We start from the raw sequence: 21,016 nt of genomic DNA on the forward strand, positions 1-21,016 counted from the left end.
TCGTCGCAATAAGCGTTGTGCCTTTGTGACAAGGAAATCAGTCACGGAACCTGCGTGTCTCCATGGATTACGTCTTTGTAAGGCTCTTGTTGCGCAACTTGCCAAGCCTGGCTTCAATACCCATCTTCAGTCAGGATTTTGACTTGATCGGCGCCAATGCGCGCCGGTGACAAAAGGACAGGAAACGGACACAGGCACTAATGAACTACATTCGTACGGCAATGCTGCTGGCGGCAATGACCGCCCTCTTTATGGGAATCGGCTTCATGATCGGCGGACAGGCGGGCATGATGATTGCCTTGGCCATCGCAGCCGCAATGAATGTGTTCAGCTATTGGAATGCGGACAAGATGGTCCTGCGCATGCATCATGCACAGGAAGTGGATGAGCGATCCATGCCTGATTTTTACCGCATGGTGCAGCGGCTGGCGCGAAACGCGGACCTGCCGATGCCCAAGGTGTACATCATCAACAATCCGCAGCCGAATGCCTTTGCCACCGGGCGTAACCCCGAGAACGCGGCGGTCGCTGCCACGACCGGTCTCTTGAATATGCTGACACCGGAAGAGGTTGCCGGCGTTATGGCGCACGAACTGGCGCATGTGAAGAACCATGACACCCTGATCATGACGATCACGGCGACGATCGCCGGTGCCATTTCAATGCTGGCCAACTTCGCGTTCTTTTTCGGCGGGAACCGGAACAATCCGCTTGGTATTGTCGGCATGCTGTTGATGATGATCGTGGCACCGATGGCGGCAATGGTCGTTCAGATGGCGATTTCAAGGACCCGGGAATATGCAGCCGACAGGATGGGCGCGCAGATCTGCGGCGAGCCTATGTGGCTAGCCTCCGCCCTCGGCAAGATCGCCGGCGGTGTCGAGCGCATTCACAATCCCGATGCTGAAGCAAACCCTGCGACGGCGCACATGTTCATCATGAACCCGCTGTCCGGCGAGCGCATGGACAATCTTTTCTCGACACATCCGAACACGCAGAACAGGATCAACGAGCTGCAGAAGCTCTCAAGCAGCGGTCTTGGAACGGGCGGATCTGCATCGTTTGGCGATGCCGGTTCTGCGCCGCAGTCCGGTCCATGGGCGGGAATGGGCTCGCGGCCAGGGTCGACCAGGCGGGACGCTCCCAAAGGTCCTTGGGGCTGACAGACACTCCTGCGCAGAAAGAAACCGCTTTTCTGCGCGAATGGTTGGCCTTAAAAGGAGGGAAACGCGCCGCAGCCGGATATCCGGTTCGCGGCGCTTGGTTTTTGCTGCTGGAAAGCAGCGCCGAACAGGAACAGTCTTTGAAAAGTCGTGCAGCCAAGACGTCCGGATCGCCCGGCAAAAATGAAGCTGAACAAGCGGAAAAGCCCGGGTTTGCCGCCCGCAAGGTCGCGGCTGATATCCTTGGAAATGTCGTTCACAAAAAGAGGCCGCTCGACGGAGAAACAGATATTGCCTCGGGGCATTCGGGGTTCCGCTCACTTGCCGGCAATGACCGGTCGCTCGTTCGGGCGATTGTCGGAGCCTCGCTGAGGCATCGCGGCGAAATCTCGGAAATCGTTGACCGACTGCTGGACCGTCCGATCCCCGAAAAGACCGGCAGGGTTCTGGACATCCTGCATATTGCCATTGCGCAGATGCTTTTCCTGGAAATTCCGGACCGGGCTGCGGTTTCGCTGGCAGTCGATCATGCGGGCCTGGACCGCAGGGTTCGGCCCTACAAGGGACTTGTGAACGGTGTTCTTCGCCGCCTTGGCAGGGAAAAGGAAGACCTTGTTTCCGACCTTGACGCCGAGGTGCTGAATACTCCCGATTGGCTCTGGGAAAGCTGGCAAACTGCCTATGGCGAAGACACAGCCCGGGCCATTGCGCGTGCACATCAGAGCGAAGCTGCGCTCGATCTGACCGTCAAATCGGATGCGGAAGGCTGGGCGAATACTCTTGGAGGTCAGGTCGTAGGCGCGGGCAGTGTCAGGCTCAAGAACAAAGGAGCGGTCGACACGCTTGCCGGATATGATGATGGGAAATGGTGGGTCCAGGACGCAGCGGCAGCGCTGCCGGCCCGGCTTCTGGGCGAGGTGCGCGGCCTCCAGGTGGCTGATCTATGTGCTGCTCCCGGCGGCAAGACCGCCCAGCTTGCAGCTGCGGGCGCCGAGGTGACGGCCATCGACATTTCGAAGGGCCGTCTTGTTCGTCTGAAAGAGAACATGGTCAGGCTCGATCTTCAGGTCCGGACCGTTGTGTCTGACCTTCGCGCATTTGAACCGGAAGAACCGTTCGACGCACTGTTGCTCGACGCTCCGTGCAGCGCGACCGGCACAATCCGGCGTCATCCAGATGTTGCCTGGATCAAGAAACCATACGACATTGAAAAATTGGCTGAAATCCAGCGAGAATTGCTCGACAGGGTGTTGGCGTGGGTCAAGCCGGGTGGTTTGCTTGTCTATTGCACGTGTTCGCTCGAGGCCGCCGAAGGAGAACATCAGGCAAGTGCCTTTTTGGAGCGTAATACCGGCACTGTCGAGCTGGAACCGGTTCAGGCAAGTGAGATCGGAGAACTTGACGACGTCATTTCAACGGAAGGGTATTTGCGGTGCCTGCCGAACCACAGGGCCGCGTCGGATCCTCTAACCCTCGGCATGGACGGGTTCTTTGCCGCCCGATTCAGGCGGTCTTAACGTGACATAAACTGTTCATTTGCAATGTTTCTATAAATGAAATGCTAACCTTAATGGTCTGTTTCAGAATTGAAGAGGGCTAAGCAGCTCTAAAACCGGAGAATTCACTATAGTTGCGCGTAGGCCATCAGCGTCGGGGATGGTTTGGTGAATATAGCAAGCCTCAATGAAAGAAGCCGAGTCTGGCGTCTTGTGGCCCTGCATATCTGGCACCGTACCCTGAAATGGATGCATGGCGGACCTTTCTTCCGCCTGCAGCCGTTTTCTGCTGTGCCTGCGCGTCTGTTGATCGCGCCGCAGGACCTGCGGACAGCCGACGAAACCAATGCGGCTGATATCTATGGAGGACGGTTTCTTTTTTCCGGACACCTGGTGGAAACGCAGGGCCGTTCGCCGTTTGAGCTGAACGCCGTTCACGAGGATTGGCAGCGCGAACTGCACAGCTTTGGCTGGTTGCGGGACTTGCGCGCATCAGACAGCCAGATCGCGCGCCAGAACGCCCGTGTGCTGGTCGAAGACTGGATGAAATATTGCGGCCGACGGCATCCGATCGGCTGGGAAGCGCCGGTCGTGACAAAGCGCATTTTGGCTTGGCTCGCCCATTCGCCCTTCATCCTTCAAGACGGCGATCACGAGTTCTATCGGAATTTCGTCAAATCACTCGCGCGGCAAGTCCGTTATCTTAGACAAACCATCAATGAAACCGAAGACGGTGTCGTGCGGCTGCGTGCATCGCTTGCCGTCGCTTCCGCCTGCATTTCCATGGCTGGCCAGGGCCGATTTGCGCGCCAGAGCATTCGCCGGCTTGAGCATGAACTGACCCGACAAATTCTTCCAGACGGTGGCCATATTTCCCGCAATCCAAGAGCTCTGATCGATATTCTGGCTGATCTCTTGCCTGTCCGTCAGGCCTTTGTGGCACAAGGACTGGAAATGCCACCGGCCATGCTGCAGTCCGTCGACCGCATGATGCCAATGCTGCGCTTCTTTCGCCATGGCGACGGCGCGCTCGCCCATTTCAACGGTATGGGATCCACTCCAAGCGATCTGGTCGCAACTATCCTGGCCTATGATGACGCCCGCGGTGCACCGCCCCTGAATGCGCCGCATTCCGGTTATCAGAGACTTAGCGGGTCCAATTCCGTGGTCTTGATTGATGCCGGGCCCGTCCCCGCCCTTGGCGTTTCCGGTGATGCGCATGCCGGATGCCTGTCCTTCGAATTTTCGTCCGGAACAAACCGGATCGTTGTCAATTGTGGTGTGTCGACCAAGTCCAATCCGATCTGGCGCAAAGTAAGCCGATCAACCGCGGCACATTCGACGGCGACGGTCGAGGATACGTCGTCTTGCCGCTTTCTCTCCGAAAAACCCTTTGGGCGGCTGCTCGGTACGCCGATCCTGTCAGGGCCATCGGTGGTCGATCTGGAGCGCGAGGACGATCAGGCAGGCAGCCGTATCACAGCGTCCCATGACGGGTATGCGGCAGAATTCAGTGTTGTCCATGAGCGTGACTTGCGCCTGTCCGGCGATGGAACGGTGCTCGACGGCATCGACACGTTGCGGGCCGTTGGACCTATCGACCCCGAGCACCGCTACGCGCTTCGTTTCCATCTGCATCCTGGCCTGCGGACATCCATGCTGCGGGGCGGTTCTGCGGTCCTGCTCGTCTGCCGTGACGGCGAGGCGTGGGAATTTGAAGCGCCGGGATGCGAATTGTCGCTTGAAGAAAGTATCTACCTGTCGGACGTATTCGGGCACCGGAAAACCGACCAGATCGTGGTCATGGGTTCGCTTCAGGAAGCTCCGTCGGTCGGATGGCAATTCCGCAAGACGGCCACCGCCAAATTGAGCCGCCGCGGGACCAGCGAATTCGACGATTTTGGTGAATTGCCCCTCGAAGACTAGGGCGTCCCAACTCCCTGACACGCCAGTTTTCCCGTGTAGCGGCATCAAAGCGGATACGGGTATCCGTCGCTTGGGGACCCCCTCCGCTGACGCGATACTGATGTCATAGCGCTCCCTGTCATACCGACACCGCAATGTGAAGACTTGCAGCGGCCCGCTGGCAACGCTCAAGAAATCGCGTCCTGAAACACGACCATTAGAATGGTGTGGCGCAATTTGGCGGAAATCGAGGGCACGTTGTCGGGATTGTCAGAAATTTCTTCACTAGTCTAGCAGCACTTAAAAAAGCAGTGTTTGTACAAAAATTATGAGGGAAGATATGAGAAAGGTTGTAAAAATATCTGCAATTATTGCAGCTAATCTGTTGTTCATTGCTTCTGCGCATGCGGCCACTATTGATTTGGTTTCAAATGGATATTTCGAAGCCGGCAACATTGGCTTCAATTCAGAACACACATTTGTCACATCGAATTCTCCTGCGGGCCAATACACGGTTGGCACTGATCCGAAAGCATTCAATGGTAACTTCAGCAGCTTTGGAGACAAGACGAGCGGCTCCGGCAATATGATGATCATCAACGGTTCTACGTCCGTTGGAACGGTGGCCTGGGAACAAACAGTGGGGGTTACTGCTGGCCAGACTTATGAGTTTTCGATCTGGATCGCCAACGCCTTCACCAGCGGAAACAGCTTGCTTGACCTTGTCGCAAACGGCGTAAACGTTGGATCGGCCAACACCACACAGGGTGTCACTGGTGTATGGGAGCAATTTAGTGGGAGTTGGACGGCAAGTACTTCAGGCAACATAGCCATTCAATTGATTGAAAACAGTACGGCTTTTGGCGGAAACGATTACGCTTTGGATGATATTTCTTTCACCACTGATATGAGCGCGGCGACGCCGGTGCCGTTACCTGCTTCAGCTTGGCTACTGATTACCGGTCTGGCGGGCGTTTTTGGACTAAGCCGCAAGAGACGCGCCTAAAGCCAGCCCCATTAGCACACCGCGACCCCTGGCCCGGTAAAGGTCAGGGGTCACCTTAAGCGGCGATTCGAGTGGCTTCAATCGGGGGGGCCTCGTTTTGGTTTTGTTGATCTGACCTCTACGTAGGGAAAATTCAGGCCCCTTTTGAAGTATTTGTGCCGCTTTCGATTATCGCACAGACAACTCGCATGTGTTTCGGCCATCTGGGAGCTGCAAGCGCAAAAAATACCGCGGAAACGCAAGCCAGAAAACAAACTTCAGTTTTGCCCGAGAACCCACGCGTCCAGCCTTGCCTTGCAAAGGGACGATCTCGGCTCGGACCAAATTGCTACGCGCGAACGACCGTTTCGTTGATTTGCGCCGTGTTGCAGCCAAAGGCGTGTCGCCTTCGCACGTGAATATTGCACCGACGCAGTTCAAAGAAGATCACGGCAAAGTCCCTAACTCAGAAATCACCTGTCGTCTCGCAAGTGTCCGGTGACCCACTGGAGGCAGATATCCAATTTTATGAGTACTCGGCCTAGCCTGCGTCACGCCCATCTCAAGAACCTTCCGAATTGCCGTAAGACGTGTTAGGGCGACGTCGAGCTCCCTGATCGTTCCCATTTGCGAGGCAAATTCATGGCCATTGTGTCCAAAGCCGTTCCCGTTCCCGAGCTGGTACCTGTCAAACGCGCACTTCTTTCCGTTTTTGACAAGACCGGCCTCGTAGCGTTTGCAAAAGCGCTTTCTGAACGCGGTGTCGAGCTTGTGTCGACAGGGGGGTCCTACAAGGCCTTGAAAGACGCGGGGCTGAGTGTGCTTGATATCCCGGAAGTAACCGGGTTTCCCGAGATCATGGATGGCCGTGTGAAGACGCTACATCCAAAGGTGCACGGAGGACTTTTGTCGATCCGCGATGATCAGGACCACCAGGCGGCAATGAAGGCGCACGGAATTGCCGGCATAGACCTCTTCTGCGGCAATCTTTATCCGTTTGAAGATGTGGTGGCCTCCGGAGCCGACTACGCAACAGGTATTGAAAATATCGACATTGGCGGGCCGGCCATGACCCGTGCTGCGGCCAAGAACCATGCCTATGTAACGGTCGTGACCGATCCGGCAGACTATGACACAGTGATCTCCGAGCTTGATGCGAATGACGGCCAATCGCCGATCGCGTTGCGTAAACGGCTCGCCCTGAAGGCCTTTGCCCGCACGGCTGCCTATGACGCTGCCGTTTCCAACTGGATGGCAGCCCAGCTCGAAGAAGCAACACCAGCGCACCGGGCGGTCGGCGGCGAACTGGCTGAAGTCATGCGCTATGGTGAAAATCCGCACCAGACTGCCGGATTTTACACGACCGGCGAAAACCGGCCCGGTGTTGCCACAGCCCGCCAGCTGCAGGGAAAAACACTCTCCTACAACAATATCAACGACACGGACGCCGCGTTTGAACTCGTCAGTGAATTTGATCCTGGGCGCACGCACGCAGTCGCCATCATCAAGCATGCAAATCCTTGCGGTGTCGGCGAAGGCACCAGCCTGAAGGAAGCTTATGAAAAGGCATTGCGCTGCGATCCGGTCTCCGCTTTTGGCGGTATCGTCGCCTTGAACGGGATACTGGACAGCGCCGCGGCGGAAGAAATCGTCAAGACGTTTACCGAAGTGATCATTGCCCCGGATGCGGACGACGCGGCGCGCGAAATCATTGCATCGAAGAAAAACCTGCGGCTTCTCGTCACGGGTGGGTTGGCGGATGCCCGCGCGGACGGCCTCTTCGTCAAGTCGGTGGCCGGCGGTCTTCTTGTCCAGTCCAGGGACAATGGCGTTGTTGATGACCTGGACCTGAAGGTCGTTACCAAACGCGCACCAAGCGAACAGGAACTTGCAGACCTGAAGTTCGCGTTCCGGGTGGCAAAGCATGTGAAATCGAACGCTATTGTCTATGCCAAAGACGGTGCAACCGTTGGCATTGGTGCCGGTCAGATGAGCCGTGTGGATTCGGCCCGGATCTCCGCCAGGAAGGCGCTGGACGCGACGGAAGCTGCCGGTTTGAGCGAACCTCTGACAAAGGGCTGCGTTGTTGCCTCCGATGCCTTCTTTCCATTTGCGGACGGATTGCTGTCTGCAGCCGAAGCAGGCGCGACTGCCGTCATCCAGCCAGGTGGTTCTATGCGCGATGATGACGTCATCGCCGCCGCCGATGAAGCGGGTCTTGCCATGGTGCTCACAGGCATGCGTCACTTTAGGCATTAATGACGGGAGTCGTTCACACTGAGCTGCCTAACAAGCTGAAAACGCTGTAATTTCTGACGATGACGGGCGACGAAATATCGCGTTGCACAAAAGAGCTTGTTAACGTCCTGCGGGTAAGTTGCGCTCAATTGCATTCGGCCAGCGAGTCGGTCGAATTCTTGCTGATCGCGGAGATTACCCGGTGTTTAAGAAAGCTAAGGTCACCACAAAGCTCATTGGTGCGAGCGCAGTCACGCTGACGGTTGCGCTGGCAATCGGCATCAGTGCCATCGGATGGCAGGCTTCGCGCATTACGGGCGAACTCGCGCGCGAAGAAGCGGAAACGGTTGCACGTGAACAAGTGCAGTTCGTTCAACGCGGGCTTGAAAAGGGTCTCAAGTCGGCACAGTCGCTCGCCAGCGCACTCGGCGGCCTGAAAGCGGCAGGCGCGGTCGATCGGGAGGCGTGGAATTCGGTTGTCGAAACTCTTGCCAGGGACAACAAGGATCTCTCCGGGGCCTGGGGCGTTGTCGTGGAAGACCAGCTTGATGGCAAAGACAAGGAATTCGTCGGTAACGAGAAATGGGCGACCGGCGGCGAATGGCAGCCTTACTTCTTCCGCAAAGCGGACGGCAGTCTCGCCTACCGGCCAATCGAAGAAATCGATGTCGGTGATCTGAGCGATGAAGGCGAGCTCTGGTTCAACGGGGCTTATGTTAGCAAACGGGATTACATGACCGAGCCCTACAGCTGGGAAGCGGACGGCAAGACCGTGACCGGGGTTTCCTTTAGCGTTCCGATCCGTGACGGGTCGAAGGTGATCGGTGTTGCTGGCGGCGATATCTTGCTGACGCCGTTGTCCGAAGTGCTTGGCCAGCAAAGACCATTGAAAACGGGTTCGGTTCAGCTGCTGTCGCAAAAGGGCACCTGGATCGCACATGCCGATCCGGCAATCCTTGGCAAGAGCTGGGAAGAAGGACGCTCTGACGCTGATCTCGCCGTCAAGGCAGACGTTCTGAATGCGGTTCAAAACGGTACTCGCTACACATATACAGGCTATTCCAACTCGCTTGGTGCCGATGTCTACCGGGTCGTTTCGCCTGTCACAATTGGAGGGACGGATGCCAAGCTTGCGGTTGTGGTCAGCGTTCCGCTTGAAACCTTGCATGCCGCATCCAGCCAGATCCTGACCATGATCATCGGGGTCGGTGTCGTCCTGCTGATTGTCGTTGCCCTGTCAACCTACTTTGTCGGCAACAGCATCGTCCGCCGGCCGCTCGAGCGGGCCGTTGGAAGCATCCAGGCGCTGATTGACCGGCGCTATGACGAAAAAATCGAAGATACGGACCGCGAAGACGAGATCGGCCAGATCAGCAAGGCGCTGGAGGTCTTTCGCGAGAAAGCCCGTCAGGCGGAAGCGCTGGCTGTGGAGCAGGAAGAAACCCAGCGGCAGCAGTTGGCGCGGGCCGAGCGGATCAGCGACCTGTCGCAGGATTTCGATCGCCAGATTTCCGAGCTGACCGAAACCGTCATGACGCAGGTCCAGGATCTGAACGCAGCTTCCGTGACACTGACGGCCGGTGCTGACGACACCAGCGAAAAGAGCACGACCGTTGCCGCTGCTTCCGAAGAGGCTTCGTCCAACGTGGAAACCGTCGCCTCGGCAGCTGAAGAGTTGATGGCGTCGGTCGGTGAAATTTCGCGTCAGATGTCACAGTCTTCCGAAATTGCTTCCCATGCGGTCGAGCAGGCACAATCGACCAACAGCAAGATCGAAGGCCTTATGGAGGCCGCCAACCGGATCAGTGAAGTGCTGAAGCTGATCACTGATATTGCCGAGCAGACAAACCTTCTGGCGCTCAATGCCACAATCGAGGCGGCGCGTGCCGGCGAAGCCGGCAAGGGATTTGCTGTCGTTGCCGCCGAAGTGAAGGAGCTTGCGAACCAGACGGCCAAGGCAACCGAGGAAATCTCGACGCAGATCCAGTCGGTGCAGACAGAAACCGCCGGGTCCGTGGAAGCCATCCGGGGAATCTCGGAAACCATCGAGAAGATGAACGAAATCTCCTCGAGCATTCAGTCTTCGGTCGAGCAGCAGGGCCTTGCGACCGACGAGATCGCCCGCAACATTCAGGAAGCATCCAACGGAACCCAGGAAGTGGCGCAGAATATTGTGAAGGTCGCTGCGTCGGCAGACGATACCGGCAATGCGGCCCGTCAGGTCAGCGCTTCGGCAAATGTTCTGCAATCGGAGGCCGACCGGCTGAAGCAGGAAGTCGTCGGTTTTCTGGACAATGTACGCCAGGTCGCCTGACCCGACTGCACTTGTTCACGTCAAGGCGCGCCGGTCTGTCCGGCGCGTTTCTCTTTGACGGAAAACAGAAGCGCCAGGCCGACGGCGAAGAAAACGAGAATGACAGACATGCCTGCCGGCTGACTGTTGAAGAGTGCGGTTACAACGCCAACGGTAAGTGGTGCCAGGAAACTCGTGACTTTGCCGGAGAGTGCTAGGAGGCCGAAATACTGGGTCATGTGCTCATGCGGCGCCAGGCGTATCAACAGGCTTCGGCATGACGCCTGCAAGGGCCCCGAGACTGCGCCGATCAGCGCTCCCAAGCCGATAAAGACCTGTTCCGGCAGCGACGCGAACAGCGCGCCTTCCGGGGCCGCCTTCGTCTCGATGACAAAAAAGACCGTGGTTTTGTCGACCGAGATCATGCCGAGCCCGCAAATCATCAGGACGATCAGCGAAAAAATGATGACCGGCTTTGCTCCGAAACGATCATCCAACGGACCGCCCAAAAGGAGACCGATCGTACCGGTAATCGTCAGAATGATTCCGAATGTACCGATTTCGATTGAGCTCCAGCCGAGCTGTCCTGCTGAATAGATCCCGCCGAATGCAAACAGGGCGACGAGACCGTCCTTGAATATCATGTTGGAGACGAGGAACAGGAAGATATTCCGGTTCGAGCGGGCCTTGGCGATGCTGTCGGAGAGTTCCTTCAGACCCTTGCGGATCGCGGGTCCGATCCTGGCCTGACGAGGAGCGTCCGGAACAAACAGAAACATTGGCAGCACGAATATCAGGAACCAGATGACGGAAAACGGACCCACTGCCCTGTCGCCCTCTTGGGTTTTCGGGTCCAATCCGAATATCGGTTCAAATCCCAACAGAGTCCTGCCCGTCTCGGGGCTCGCGGCCAGAAATCCGAGTGCTATTACCAGCGTCACCAGTCCGCTGACATAACCCATTGCCCAGCCAAAACTCGACAGGCGTCCGATTTTGTCATGAGGAACGAGCGACGGCATCATGGCGTTGTTGAAGACCGTGGCAACCTCTATGCACAGGGTTCCGATGGCAAATGCCACCAAAGCAATCGCGATGCTGTGCTGGCCTCCGGGGGCTGCATACCAAAAAGCCCAGCAACAAATCAGAAACGGCACAGAAAATCCGAATATCCAGCGCTTCCGGCGTCCGGTGGCGTCTGCAATCGAGCCCAATACCGGTGCAAGTAAGGCAATCCCGAGCCCGCCGGCAGCTGTGGCAAAGCCCCAGAGCGACTGTCCTTCTTCGGGGGTACGCGCAAGCGTGGATGCAAAATAGGGGGCAAAAACGAAGGTTGTTACCAGCGTGAAGAAAGGTTGAGCGGCCCAGTCGAACAAAGCCCAGGACAAGACCGCTCGTCGATCCGTCTTCTCGGGATAAGCACCGGAAACAGCAGACATTTCAATCCCTTCTTGTCGATTGAAAAGCCGGCAGCAGAACTGCCGGCCTTCGAAATCCTGCTTCCGGCGTCAAGACATCAATCGGAACTGCATATTTCGGCAAGCAAACCGGCAGCGACCGTAAACTTGGACACGCTCAGGCCGCCGTCGAGAATCTCGGTGACCGCGTGGTGCCGGCTTGCGGCCTCGTCTTCGTGCTCTTCGAGCCATTGCGCGAAGCTGCCCGCCCGGATCGACGCACTCGCCAAGGCCCGGTGCGCGGAGAAAAGGATGGCGCGGGCGCGATCGAGGGCCAGACCATCGTAATAGTCACGGACCTCCAGATTGCTCGCCATCTCATGCATGTTGCCGATCTTGAAGTGGTGGGCAACCTGATAGTAGGCCGTTGCAGCGGTATCAAGATCGGCTTCGGTTTCCTCCGAAACGATGACGATGTCCGGTATCGCCTGTTCAGCCAGAAGCCAGGCAATCCTGCGCGCAAGCGTTTCGGGAACGCCTTTCGAAACATATTCGGCAGCACGCTCGTTCAATACCGCGGCAGGTTCTTCCGGCAGCAGGCTCTCCAGGCGCTCGCGCAGGTTCGATATCCCGCTGCGGAACCGTTCGACCACAGCGGAAAGACCCTTGTCAAAGGCGACGTTTCGTTTGAACCAGACGACGCGTTCCAGAAGCAGCGACTGGATCTCGGTGTAAAGATCGAGCTGCAGGCCGCCGTCGATTTTCGTGTCGAGTGCGTCGATTTCAGTGTTGAGATCGGTCAGGTCGAAACTGTTGCGTACGGCAACGAACCCTTGTGCGATTTCCGTCGGCGTGGCTCCGGTCTGATCCATCAGGCGGGTCAGGAACGTTGCTCCGCCCCTGTTGATCATGGAGTTGGCCAGCATCGTAGCGATGATTTCGCGCCGCAGCCGGTGCCCGCTGATCTCGTCTTCATAGGTCGTCGCCATCTGAGCGGGAAAGTAGCGGAACAGCTCTCTGGCGAGATAGGTGTCATCCGGTACGGTGCTATCCAGAAGCGCGTCATAAAGCGTGATCTTGGCATAGGCGAGCAGGACGCCAAGCTCCGCACGAGTCAGAAGCTGGCCGGCCTTGCGCATCTCCCGCAGTGTTGATTCGTCGGGAAGCTGCTCGACCACGCGGTCCAGATGGCCCGCCTGTTCCAGTTGACGCATCATGCGGACCTGAAAGCCGAAATCCTCCAGTCCTCGCAGTTCGGTCATGGAAATCGCCAGTGTCTGCAGGTAGTTGTTTCTGAGCACCAGGTCGGCGACTTCGTCGGTCATGCCTGCGAGCAACACATTGCGCTGCTCTAGGGAGAGTTTTTCCGACTTTACCGCTGCACCAAGGGCGATCTTGATGTTGACCTCCATGTCCGAGGAATTCACCCCGGCCGAATTGTCGATCGCGTCGGAATTGCAGCGCCCGCCCTTTTTATTGAACTCGATCCGGGCCAGCTGGGTGAGACCCAGGTTCGCCCCCTCACCGATGACCTTTGCGCCGACATCAGGTGCCGTGATCCGGATCGGGTCATTGGCCCTGTCTCCCGCGTCCGCATCGGTTTCCGTTGTCGCGCGGATGTAGGTGCCGATGCCGCCGAACCACAACAGATCGACATTCATCTTCAAGATGGCGGTCATGACCTCCTGAGGCGTTGCCGCGGACTGTTCGAGCCCGAGCAGTTCCTGGATCTCCGGGCTCAACGGAATGGACTTCAGTTGACGCGAGAAGATGCCGCCGCCCTTGGAAATCAGGTCCGTGTTGTAATCGTTCCAGGATGACCGGCCGAGGTCGAACATGCGCTTGCGTTCGTCCCAAGTTTTCGCGGGATCGGGATCCGGATCGATGAAAATGTCCCGGTGGTCGAAGGCGGCAACCAGCTTGGTTGCCTTTGACAGCAGCATGCCGTTGCCGAAAACGTCGCCCGACATGTCGCCGACACCGGCCGCTGTAAACGGGTCGGTTTGAATGTCGCGGTTCATCTCGCGGAAATGCCGTTTAACCGCCTCCCAGGCACCACGCGCCGTGATGGCCATTTTCTTGTGGTCGTAACCTGCAGAACCACCGGAGGCAAACGCGTCTCCCAACCAGAAATGCCGGCCTTCGGATATGCCGTTTGCCGTGTCTGAAAAAGTCGCCGTGCCCTTGTCGGCGGCTACGACCAGATAGGGATCGTCCACGTCGAAACGCTGCACACGCTCCGGCGGCAGAATAGCGTCTTCATCCAGGTTGTCCGTAACGTCCAGAAGCGCATTGATGAAGATCTTGTAGCTTTCCGTGCCTTCCTTGAACCAGGCCTCCCGGTCGTTAATAGGCGGCAGGTTTTTGGGAACGAAGCCTCCCTTTGCACCAACGGGAACGATCACCGCGTTCTTGACCTGCTGTGCTTTCACCAGACCGAGGACTTCTGTCCGAAAGTCCTGTGGCCGGTCCGACCAGCGAAGGCCGCCGCGCGCCACCATGCCGAAGCGAAGGTGGACGCCTTCGACGCGTGGGCTGTAGACGAAAATCTCCCGGAAGGGCCTGGGCTGCGGAAGGTCGTCGATGCGCCGGCTGTCGATCTTGAAGGAAAATGTCGGCTTTGGCTGACCTTCCTTGTCGAGCTGATAGAAGTTGGTGCGCAGAACCGAACCGATCGCATTCTGGAAACGGCGCAGGATGCGGTCGTCGTCGAGGCTCGAAACCTCTTCCAGATCGGCTGTCAGCTCTTCTGCCAGTCTGTCCGAGCCGAGGTCGCGATCCTTTTCCGTGACGTCCGGGTTAAAACGCAGGTGGAACAGTTCCACCAGCTTCGCCGTGATCACCGGATAATTGTTGAGCGTGCGCCACATGTAGTCTTCGGAGAACGGAATGCCGGCTTGGCGCAGATATTTCGACAGGGCTCTGACCACGGCCACGTCGCGCCATGCAAGATCGGCGGTCATGACCAGCCGGTTATAACCGTCGTTTTCGGCGTGCCCTGTCCAGATCGCCATGAACATGCTTTCAAGGCGGGTCCGAAGCTCCTGCGGTAGGTCAAAATCGTCGCCGGAATGACTTTCGAGGGTCATTTCATGGAGATAGGACATGGGTGTGTCTGCGGGCGTAACACGGTATGTCCGCTCGTTGATCACCTTGAATCCCATGTTTTCAAGGAGTGGCACGCGGGCCGACAACGGGATCGGCGAGCCGCAATGATACACCTTCAGGGACAGCCGGTTCTCGGTCGACCCAGGTGGTCTGTGAAAGGTAATTGTTGTGTCGTCGAGGCCGGTCAAGGTCTCGAGCTTGACGATGTCGGACAAGGCGGACTGGGCGTTGTAGACTTCCTTGTAGCCGCCATGGAACGAGAGTGCATAGCGTTCGGCAAGCTGCCGTGCCTGAACGGGTGGAAATTCCTTGGTCAGGGCATCGCGAACGTTGTCGGACCAGGTGCGAACCATGTCCGCAACGGCGTTTTCGAGTTCCTCCTGCTCGGGTTTGGGCGTTTCGCCCTTGTCGCGTCCGATGATGTAATGCACGCGAGCGAGCGGGCCTTCGAGATAAGTCACATACCATGCGGACAGGCGGCCTTCGTAGACCGAGGCCAGATAGGTGCCGATGTTGATTCTGACTTCGGTCGAATACCGGTCGCGCGGAACAAATACGAGGATTGAGACGTAGCGATCGAACTTGTCCGGCCGTGAAAGAACACGGATCCGCGGGCGTTCGTCCAGTTGCAGGATCGCAATGGAGAAATCGAAAAGGCGTTCGCGCTCGATCTGGAACAGTTCGTCGCGCGGGAAGGCTTCAAGCACATTTCTGAGCGCGCGCCCCGAATGACTTTGCGAGCCGTAGCCCGCGCGTGCCAGAACGCTCGCCACCTTGCGGCGCAAGAAGGGGATCGTGTTAGTCGGCTCGGTGTAGGCCGTTGAGGCGAACAATCCGACAATCCGCAATTCGCCGGTCAGATTGCCGTCGTCATCGTAGATCTTGGCTCCGACATAATCCATATGGACGCGCCGGTGAACCGTGCTGCGCACATTGGCCTTGGCGATGATGAGCGGTTCCGGGTTCTTCAGGAATTCGCGTATCTCAGGCGTGATCTGAACATACTCCGAGCCACGTCTCAGGACGCGGACATCCGGATCGGTGAGCAGGCCGAGACCGGTCCCTTCGGACGGTGAGAGTTCTCCTTCGTCAACACCGCCCTCAAATTTGTATTCGCGCATGCCGAGGAAAATGAAATTGTTTTTCTCCATCCACTCCAGGAAGTGAATCGCTTCCCACAGATCGTCGCTGCTTCCGGGGATCTGGGTGGTCTTGAAAGTGTCGATGGCCTCCGCCAGACGTTCCTGCATCGGCTTGAAGTCATCAACGACAGACCGTACCGAGGTGAGGACGGTGTCGAGCCGTTCCTGAAGAGCGTTGCGGGCTTCTTCAGAATCGATGCGCGTGACATGAATGTGGATGAGGCTTTCCTGCCGATCCTTGCGCTTCGGAGGTTTCTTGCGTGCGACCGCCGAGAGCAACTTGCCCTTGTCGTCCCGCTCGACAATGAAGATCGGATGCAGCACCAGGTGCACGTCCAGTTTGCTGTTCTGCAATTCGTCCATCACCGAATCGACCAGGAACGGCATATTGTCGTTGACGACTTCGATGATCGTCAGGTTGTCGATCTTCGGATTCTTCTTAGCAGTTGCCGGATTGGTGATGCTGACCCTGTGCGTGCCAAGCGCGTGATCCTGAAAATCCAGCCAGGCTTCCCGCACGAACCCGGTTAATTCGTCTGACGTATACGCCACAAGATCTTCAGCCGCGGCGCGATCGAAAAATGCGCTGGCAAATTCCGCCAGGGCAGGATCCTCTTTGGTCAGGCCAGCGTAGACTGCGTCGATGAGCTTGTGTTTCTCGACGTCGTGTTTGTCCGGCATTTTAATCCCCCCTAGGCGATCTTAGTTGTGGCTCGGCTGCGTGATGTGATTTTGTATTGCAGCTATTGAAAAACCTTCATGACGGGAGAGGCAAATTGTCAAGTGAAGTCACCGCCTTGCAAATCGATTCAAACGAAACTTTGAGCGAAAAAACACAAGCCTATTTCGATTTGTGCGAAGAGAAGCTGGGATTGGTGCCCAATGTGCTGAAGGCGTATTCCTTTGATGATACGAAATTGCGCGCATTCACCGACATGTACAACGATCTCATGCTGGCAGAATGCGGTCTCACCAAGCTTGAGAGGGAGATGATTGCCGTTGCGGTATCTGCCGTCAACCGTTGTTTCTATTGTTTGACGGCCCATGGCGCTGCCGTCCGGCAATTGTCGGGCGATCCGGTTCTGGGTGAACTGATGGTCATGAATTACCGGGTGGCCGACCTAAGCGATCGGCAACGCGCCATGTTGGATTTTGCCGTGAAACTGACAGAACGGCCCTCAGACATCCTTGAAAGCGACCGCCAGGCCTTGCGCGACGCTGGCTTCAGCGACCGGGATATCTGGGATATTGCGTCGGTGGCCGCCTTCTTCAACATGAGCAACAGGGTTGCTGCAGCGAGCGACATGCGGCCCAATGATGAGTATCACTCAATGGCACGTTGAGGTCTCATCGCGCTTGTCATCGGTGACAAGCGCGCCGATTGGGTGTATGACGCTGTCGATTTTGTTCAGCTTGAGGAGAGGAATGGGCGATGGTTGCGCGCGTATTCATTGATGGTGAAGCCGGTACGACGGGTCTGCAGATCCGCGAGCGCCTTGCCATGCGCCGCGACATTGAGCTGCTCTCCATCCCGGAGGAGAGCCGGAAAGATCCGGCCGCGCGGGCGGGCTATCTGAACAAGGCCGACATTGCCATCCTGTGCCTGCCCGACGCGGCGGCGCGGGAAAGCGTGGAGCTGATCGAAAACGACACGACCCGTGTGATCGATGCTTCCAGCGCGCATCGGGTGGCCGATGGCTGGGCCTATGGCTTCGCGGAAATGGATGCCGACCAGGGTGGCATCATTGCCGCAGCGATGCGGGTCGCCAATCCGGGATGCTGGCCCCAGGGCCTGATTGCTTCCGTTCGTCCGCTGATCGCGGCCGGATTGCTGCAAGCGGATTTTCCCCTGACCTATCATGGCGTTTCGGGATACTCCGGCGGCGGCAAGGGCATGATTGCCGATTATGAAGGTCGCGGCACGGATGCGAATGTGTTCGCGCCCTATGCACTCGGCTTCAATCACAAGCACTTGCCGGAAATGACCGCCTATACGCTGGCTGACGCAGCCCCGCTCTTCACGCCGGCGGTTGGAAACTACTACAAGGGTATGCTGACCGTCGTTCCGCTGAACCTTGCCGGTCTGGACAAGGTTCCAAGCGGAGCGGAGTTGCACGCTGCGCTCGCCGATCATTTTGCTGCGGCGGAAAACGGCTTCGTCGAAGTTGCTCCGCTCGAGCCGTTGGAACGTGCGGATTTTCTGGATCCGCAGGCCGTCAACGACACAAATCTGTTGCGCTTGCACGTCTTTTCAAATGATGCGCGTGCACAGGCGACGATCATTGCGGTCTACGACAATCTGGGCAAAGGCGCTTCCGGTGCAGCGGTGCAGAACCTCAATTTGATGCTCGGCGTCGATCAAGCCACAAGCCTTGCGGCCTGACATGCCCGCTTGTGGCGATGATGCGAGAGCGACCTTTCAGGAGACAGAACACCATGGAAAAATTTGAAACCCTGACCGGTGTCGCGGCGCCGCTTCCGTTCGTGAACATTGACACGGACATGATCATTCCGAAGCAGTTTCTGAAGACGATCAAGCGCACGGGTCTCGGCACTGCCCTTTTTCATGAGATGCGGACCAATGACGACGGTTCGGAGAATGTCGACTTTGTACTCAACAAGGCGGCGTACCGTGACGCCAAGATCCTGATTGCGGGCGATAATTTCGGGTGCGGATCGTCTCGCGAGCACGCGCCCTGGGCGCTTCTGGATTTTGGTATCCGTTGTGTGATTTCAACCTCGTTCGCGGACATCTTCTACAACAACTGCTTCAAGAACGGCATTCTGCCGATCGAGGTATCTGAAGACGAACTCGAAACCCTGCTGCACGCATCTGAACGCGGCGCCAACTTCACGCTGACGATCGATCTGGAAAGCCAGGAAATTCGCGGCCTTGAAAGCGGCGACATCGCCTTCAAAATCGATCACTTCCGCAAGCACTGTCTGATCAATGGTCTGGACGATATCGGCCTGACCATGGCGAAGGAAGAGCAGATCGACACCTTCGAGGGCAAGCTGGGTGAGGCACGCCCCTGGATTTGATTTAAAGCCCGGGCGATGTCAGTGAGGTCATCGCCGCCGCCAAGCTTATCATCGTGGGTAAACATATTCGGTGTCCCCTTCCGTTTTCCGGAAGTGGGGCACTTTTCGTTTGGAGGATTTGATGCTCGCAGCAAATGAAAACTGTTGCGTATTTGGCTAAGGACTATTTTGAGTTGTCGTAATAATGAATAGATTGGCAATTTTCTCAAGGCCTCATGAAGAAAAAATAAAATTTGAAAAGAATTTCTGGTAGATTAAATACTTAATGATACTCTTTTAAGTGTGAAAAATAGCTTGAACGCTACAGAGTGATTTAAATTATCATTTGCATAATCTATTGATGCTCTTCTGTTGGCGTGATGAAACGAGGCGCGCCGTTGATACCGACGCACATTTTTGAGCAGATCAAGGACAAAAGCAGCGAGGGACTCGCGCTGGCATTGGCGTCTGACCATGACGGCGCCATCATGTATCTTCAGTGGTGCAACAAGGCCTTCACCAGAATTACAGGTTATGAGCTCGAAGAGGTTGTCGGGGAGCGCGGGACGATCCTGATCGGTTCGAGCGTGGAACAGGGAAGCCACCTGGTCATCATTGAAAAGCTGATGAACTGGGAGCATTTCTCGGTCAAGACCCTTAACAATCGCAAAGACGGGCAGGAATACCGGCAGCAAATGAGTTGGACGCCGTTGTCGGATACGGAAACCGGCGCGCGGTGGTGGCTTTGTTCGCTGATTGAACTGGAAGACGCACCGGTGCGCCGCAGTGCCCGCCGAACACCAATGGCTGCGAGCCATGATCAGGGCATGGCCGCAGATTACGCAGAGAAGCTGCGCCACCTGGAAAAGGAAAATGCGCGGCTCTATGAACTTGCGAAAACCGTTGCCAAGGAGTCCAACGAAGATCCCCTGACCGGCCTATCCAACCGGCGGCACCTCGAGGTCGAGTTGAAGTCCTGGGTTGCAGCTCTTCAGAACGGCGGTGCCGAGTTTGCGGCGTTTTATGTCGATCTGGACCGGTTCAAATCCGTCAACGATACGCTGGGACACGATGCCGGTGACAGGTTGCTCCTGTCGGTAGCCGATCTGCTGCGACGGTTGACCAGCGAAAGGGACCTGGTTGCCCGTATCGGAGGGGATGAATTTGTTATCCTGAGACCGCTGGGGAACAGTGCGCTTGAGATCAGCAGTCTTGCCGATTCGATTGTGCAGGAAATGCACGCGCCGTTTACGTTCGAGGGCAAATCGACGTTCTGCAGCGCGAGCGTTGGCGTGGCGATTGCCAAGGCGACAATGGAAATTCCGGAGGAGGTGATCGCGGATGCGGACACTGCGCTCTATCACGCCAAATCGAACGGCAAGGGACGTTGGTCTTTCTTCACCGAAGAGATGCACGCGGAGGCCATTGCGACGAAGAAGCTTGTTTCCGACCTGCTGGTTGCTTGTGAAAAGCGAGAATTCGTCCCTTATTTTCAACCGCTTATCGATTCTGGTACCGGCAAGATAACCAGTGCGGAAGTTCTGGTGAGGTGGTTGCATCCGGCGTTAGGCTTGTTGCCGCCCGCTGCATTTCTCGAAACAGCTGCCAACATGGGGATCCTGAAGCGGATTGACGAAATCGTCTTCAGCACACTTCCCGAAACGCTGGCGTTTCTCGATGCAACAGGCGTCGACCTACCGCGCATTTCAATCAATCTTTCCGCCGGGCGGCTGGCGGACCCGACCCTCATTCACGACATCAAGAGATCAGGAATTGATCCTGAAAGACTGATAATCGAAATACTCGAGTCGGTTTACCTCGAGCGTATCGGCGATGTTGTGAACTGGACCTTGAGCGAACTCAGGGAACTGGGGGTGACGATTGCGCTCGACGATTTTGGAACGGGACATGCGTCTGTCCAGGGTCTGTTGAAGATCCGGCCCACCGTCCTGAAGATAGACCGTCAGTTTATCCAGCCGATTGTAGAAAACGAAACGTCGCGAGCCTTGGTGGCCTCGATTATCGGTATCGGGAAAAGCCTTGGTATGAGCATTGTCGCTGAGGGTGTGGAAACCGAACAGCACGCGCTTTTCGCAAGCCGCATGGGATGCGATTTGCTGCAAGGGTTCTATTTCGGCAAACCCATGAGTGCTGACGATTTGCGGGAAAATCTGGCCGCGACAAAAGGCGAATTCTGGCGTCCAAAAACGACGCTGGCTGGATTCAGGCACTCCAATATTTCGCTTTGAACCCAAGGCCGGAAGAGCCCGC

The 21,016-nt window shown here is 56.9% G+C and carries 12 protein-coding genes; 10 read left to right on the forward strand and 2 right to left on the reverse strand.

The window, feature by feature from the left end:
- Nucleotides 1-200: 200 nt before the first annotated feature.
- The 6 genes from htpX (at nucleotide 201) to Q0915_RS20195 (ending at nucleotide 10,101) form a co-directional block, all read left to right on the forward strand.
- Nucleotides 201-1,163, forward strand: coding sequence for a zinc metalloprotease HtpX (gene htpX, locus Q0915_RS20170; protein WP_299477856.1), 963 nt, complete (start codon nucleotides 201-203; stop codon nucleotides 1,161-1,163).
- A 140-nt stretch (nucleotides 1,164-1,303) separates the two neighbouring features.
- Nucleotides 1,304-2,680 (forward strand): transcription antitermination factor NusB, encoded by a 1,377-nt coding sequence (locus Q0915_RS20175; protein WP_299477858.1) that lies wholly within the window; start codon nucleotides 1,304-1,306, stop codon nucleotides 2,678-2,680.
- A gap of 147 nt (nucleotides 2,681-2,827) precedes the next feature.
- Nucleotides 2,828-4,585 (forward strand): heparinase II/III family protein, encoded by a 1,758-nt coding sequence (locus Q0915_RS20180; protein WP_366525304.1) that lies wholly within the window; start codon nucleotides 2,828-2,830, stop codon nucleotides 4,583-4,585.
- Between the two features lie 319 nt (nucleotides 4,586-4,904).
- Nucleotides 4,905-5,570, forward strand: a complete 666-nt coding sequence (locus Q0915_RS20185) for a VPLPA-CTERM sorting domain-containing protein (protein ID WP_299477860.1) — start codon at nucleotides 4,905-4,907, stop codon at nucleotides 5,568-5,570.
- Nucleotides 5,571-6,191: 621 nt separating this feature from the next.
- Nucleotides 6,192-7,808: a bifunctional phosphoribosylaminoimidazolecarboxamide formyltransferase/IMP cyclohydrolase gene (purH, locus tag Q0915_RS20190; RefSeq protein WP_299477862.1), complete on the forward strand. Its 1,617-nt coding sequence runs from the start codon at nucleotides 6,192-6,194 to the stop codon at nucleotides 7,806-7,808.
- Nucleotides 7,809-7,989: 181 nt separating this feature from the next.
- Nucleotides 7,990-10,101, forward strand: coding sequence for a methyl-accepting chemotaxis protein (locus Q0915_RS20195; protein ID WP_299477864.1), 2,112 nt, complete (start codon nucleotides 7,990-7,992; stop codon nucleotides 10,099-10,101).
- Nucleotides 10,102-10,121: 20 nt separating this feature from the next.
- On the opposite strand, the gene Q0915_RS20200 is transcribed toward Q0915_RS20195, so the two are convergent.
- Nucleotides 10,122-11,516 carry an MFS transporter gene (locus Q0915_RS20200; protein ID WP_299477866.1) on the reverse strand — a complete coding sequence of 465 codons (1,395 nt, stop codon included), beginning with the start codon at nucleotides 11,514-11,516 and terminating at the stop codon, nucleotides 10,122-10,124.
- 77 nt (nucleotides 11,517-11,593) lie between these two features.
- Nucleotides 11,594-16,405, reverse strand: a complete 4,812-nt coding sequence (locus Q0915_RS20205) for an NAD-glutamate dehydrogenase (protein WP_299477868.1) — start codon at nucleotides 16,403-16,405, stop codon at nucleotides 11,594-11,596.
- Between the two features lie 95 nt (nucleotides 16,406-16,500).
- On the opposite strand from Q0915_RS20205, the gene Q0915_RS20210 reads away from it, so the two are divergent.
- The 4 genes from Q0915_RS20210 to Q0915_RS20225 all read left to right on the forward strand — a co-directional run bounded on the left by Q0915_RS20210 (nucleotide 16,501) and on the right by Q0915_RS20225 (nucleotide 20,994).
- Nucleotides 16,501-17,067 carry a peroxidase-related enzyme gene (locus tag Q0915_RS20210; RefSeq protein WP_299477870.1) on the forward strand — a complete coding sequence of 189 codons (567 nt, stop codon included), beginning with the start codon at nucleotides 16,501-16,503 and terminating at the stop codon, nucleotides 17,065-17,067.
- 89 nt (nucleotides 17,068-17,156) lie between these two features.
- Entirely contained in the window at nucleotides 17,157-18,107 is a 951-nt protein-coding gene (gene argC, locus Q0915_RS20215; protein ID WP_299477872.1) for an N-acetyl-gamma-glutamyl-phosphate reductase, read from the forward strand.
- A gap of 53 nt (nucleotides 18,108-18,160) precedes the next feature.
- A complete protein-coding gene (gene leuD / locus Q0915_RS20220) occupies nucleotides 18,161-18,766 on the forward strand; it encodes a 3-isopropylmalate dehydratase small subunit (RefSeq protein ID WP_299477874.1) in 606 nt (201 codons plus the stop codon).
- Nucleotides 18,767-19,143: 377 nt separating this feature from the next.
- Nucleotides 19,144-20,994, forward strand: a complete 1,851-nt coding sequence (locus tag Q0915_RS20225; protein WP_299477875.1) for an EAL domain-containing protein — start codon at nucleotides 19,144-19,146, stop codon at nucleotides 20,992-20,994.
- Nucleotides 20,995-21,016 lie beyond the last annotated feature (22 nt).

Origin of the sequence: uncultured Roseibium sp. (assembly GCF_947494555.1) — a bacterium.
Classification (GTDB): Bacteria; Pseudomonadota; Alphaproteobacteria; order Rhizobiales; family Stappiaceae; genus Roseibium.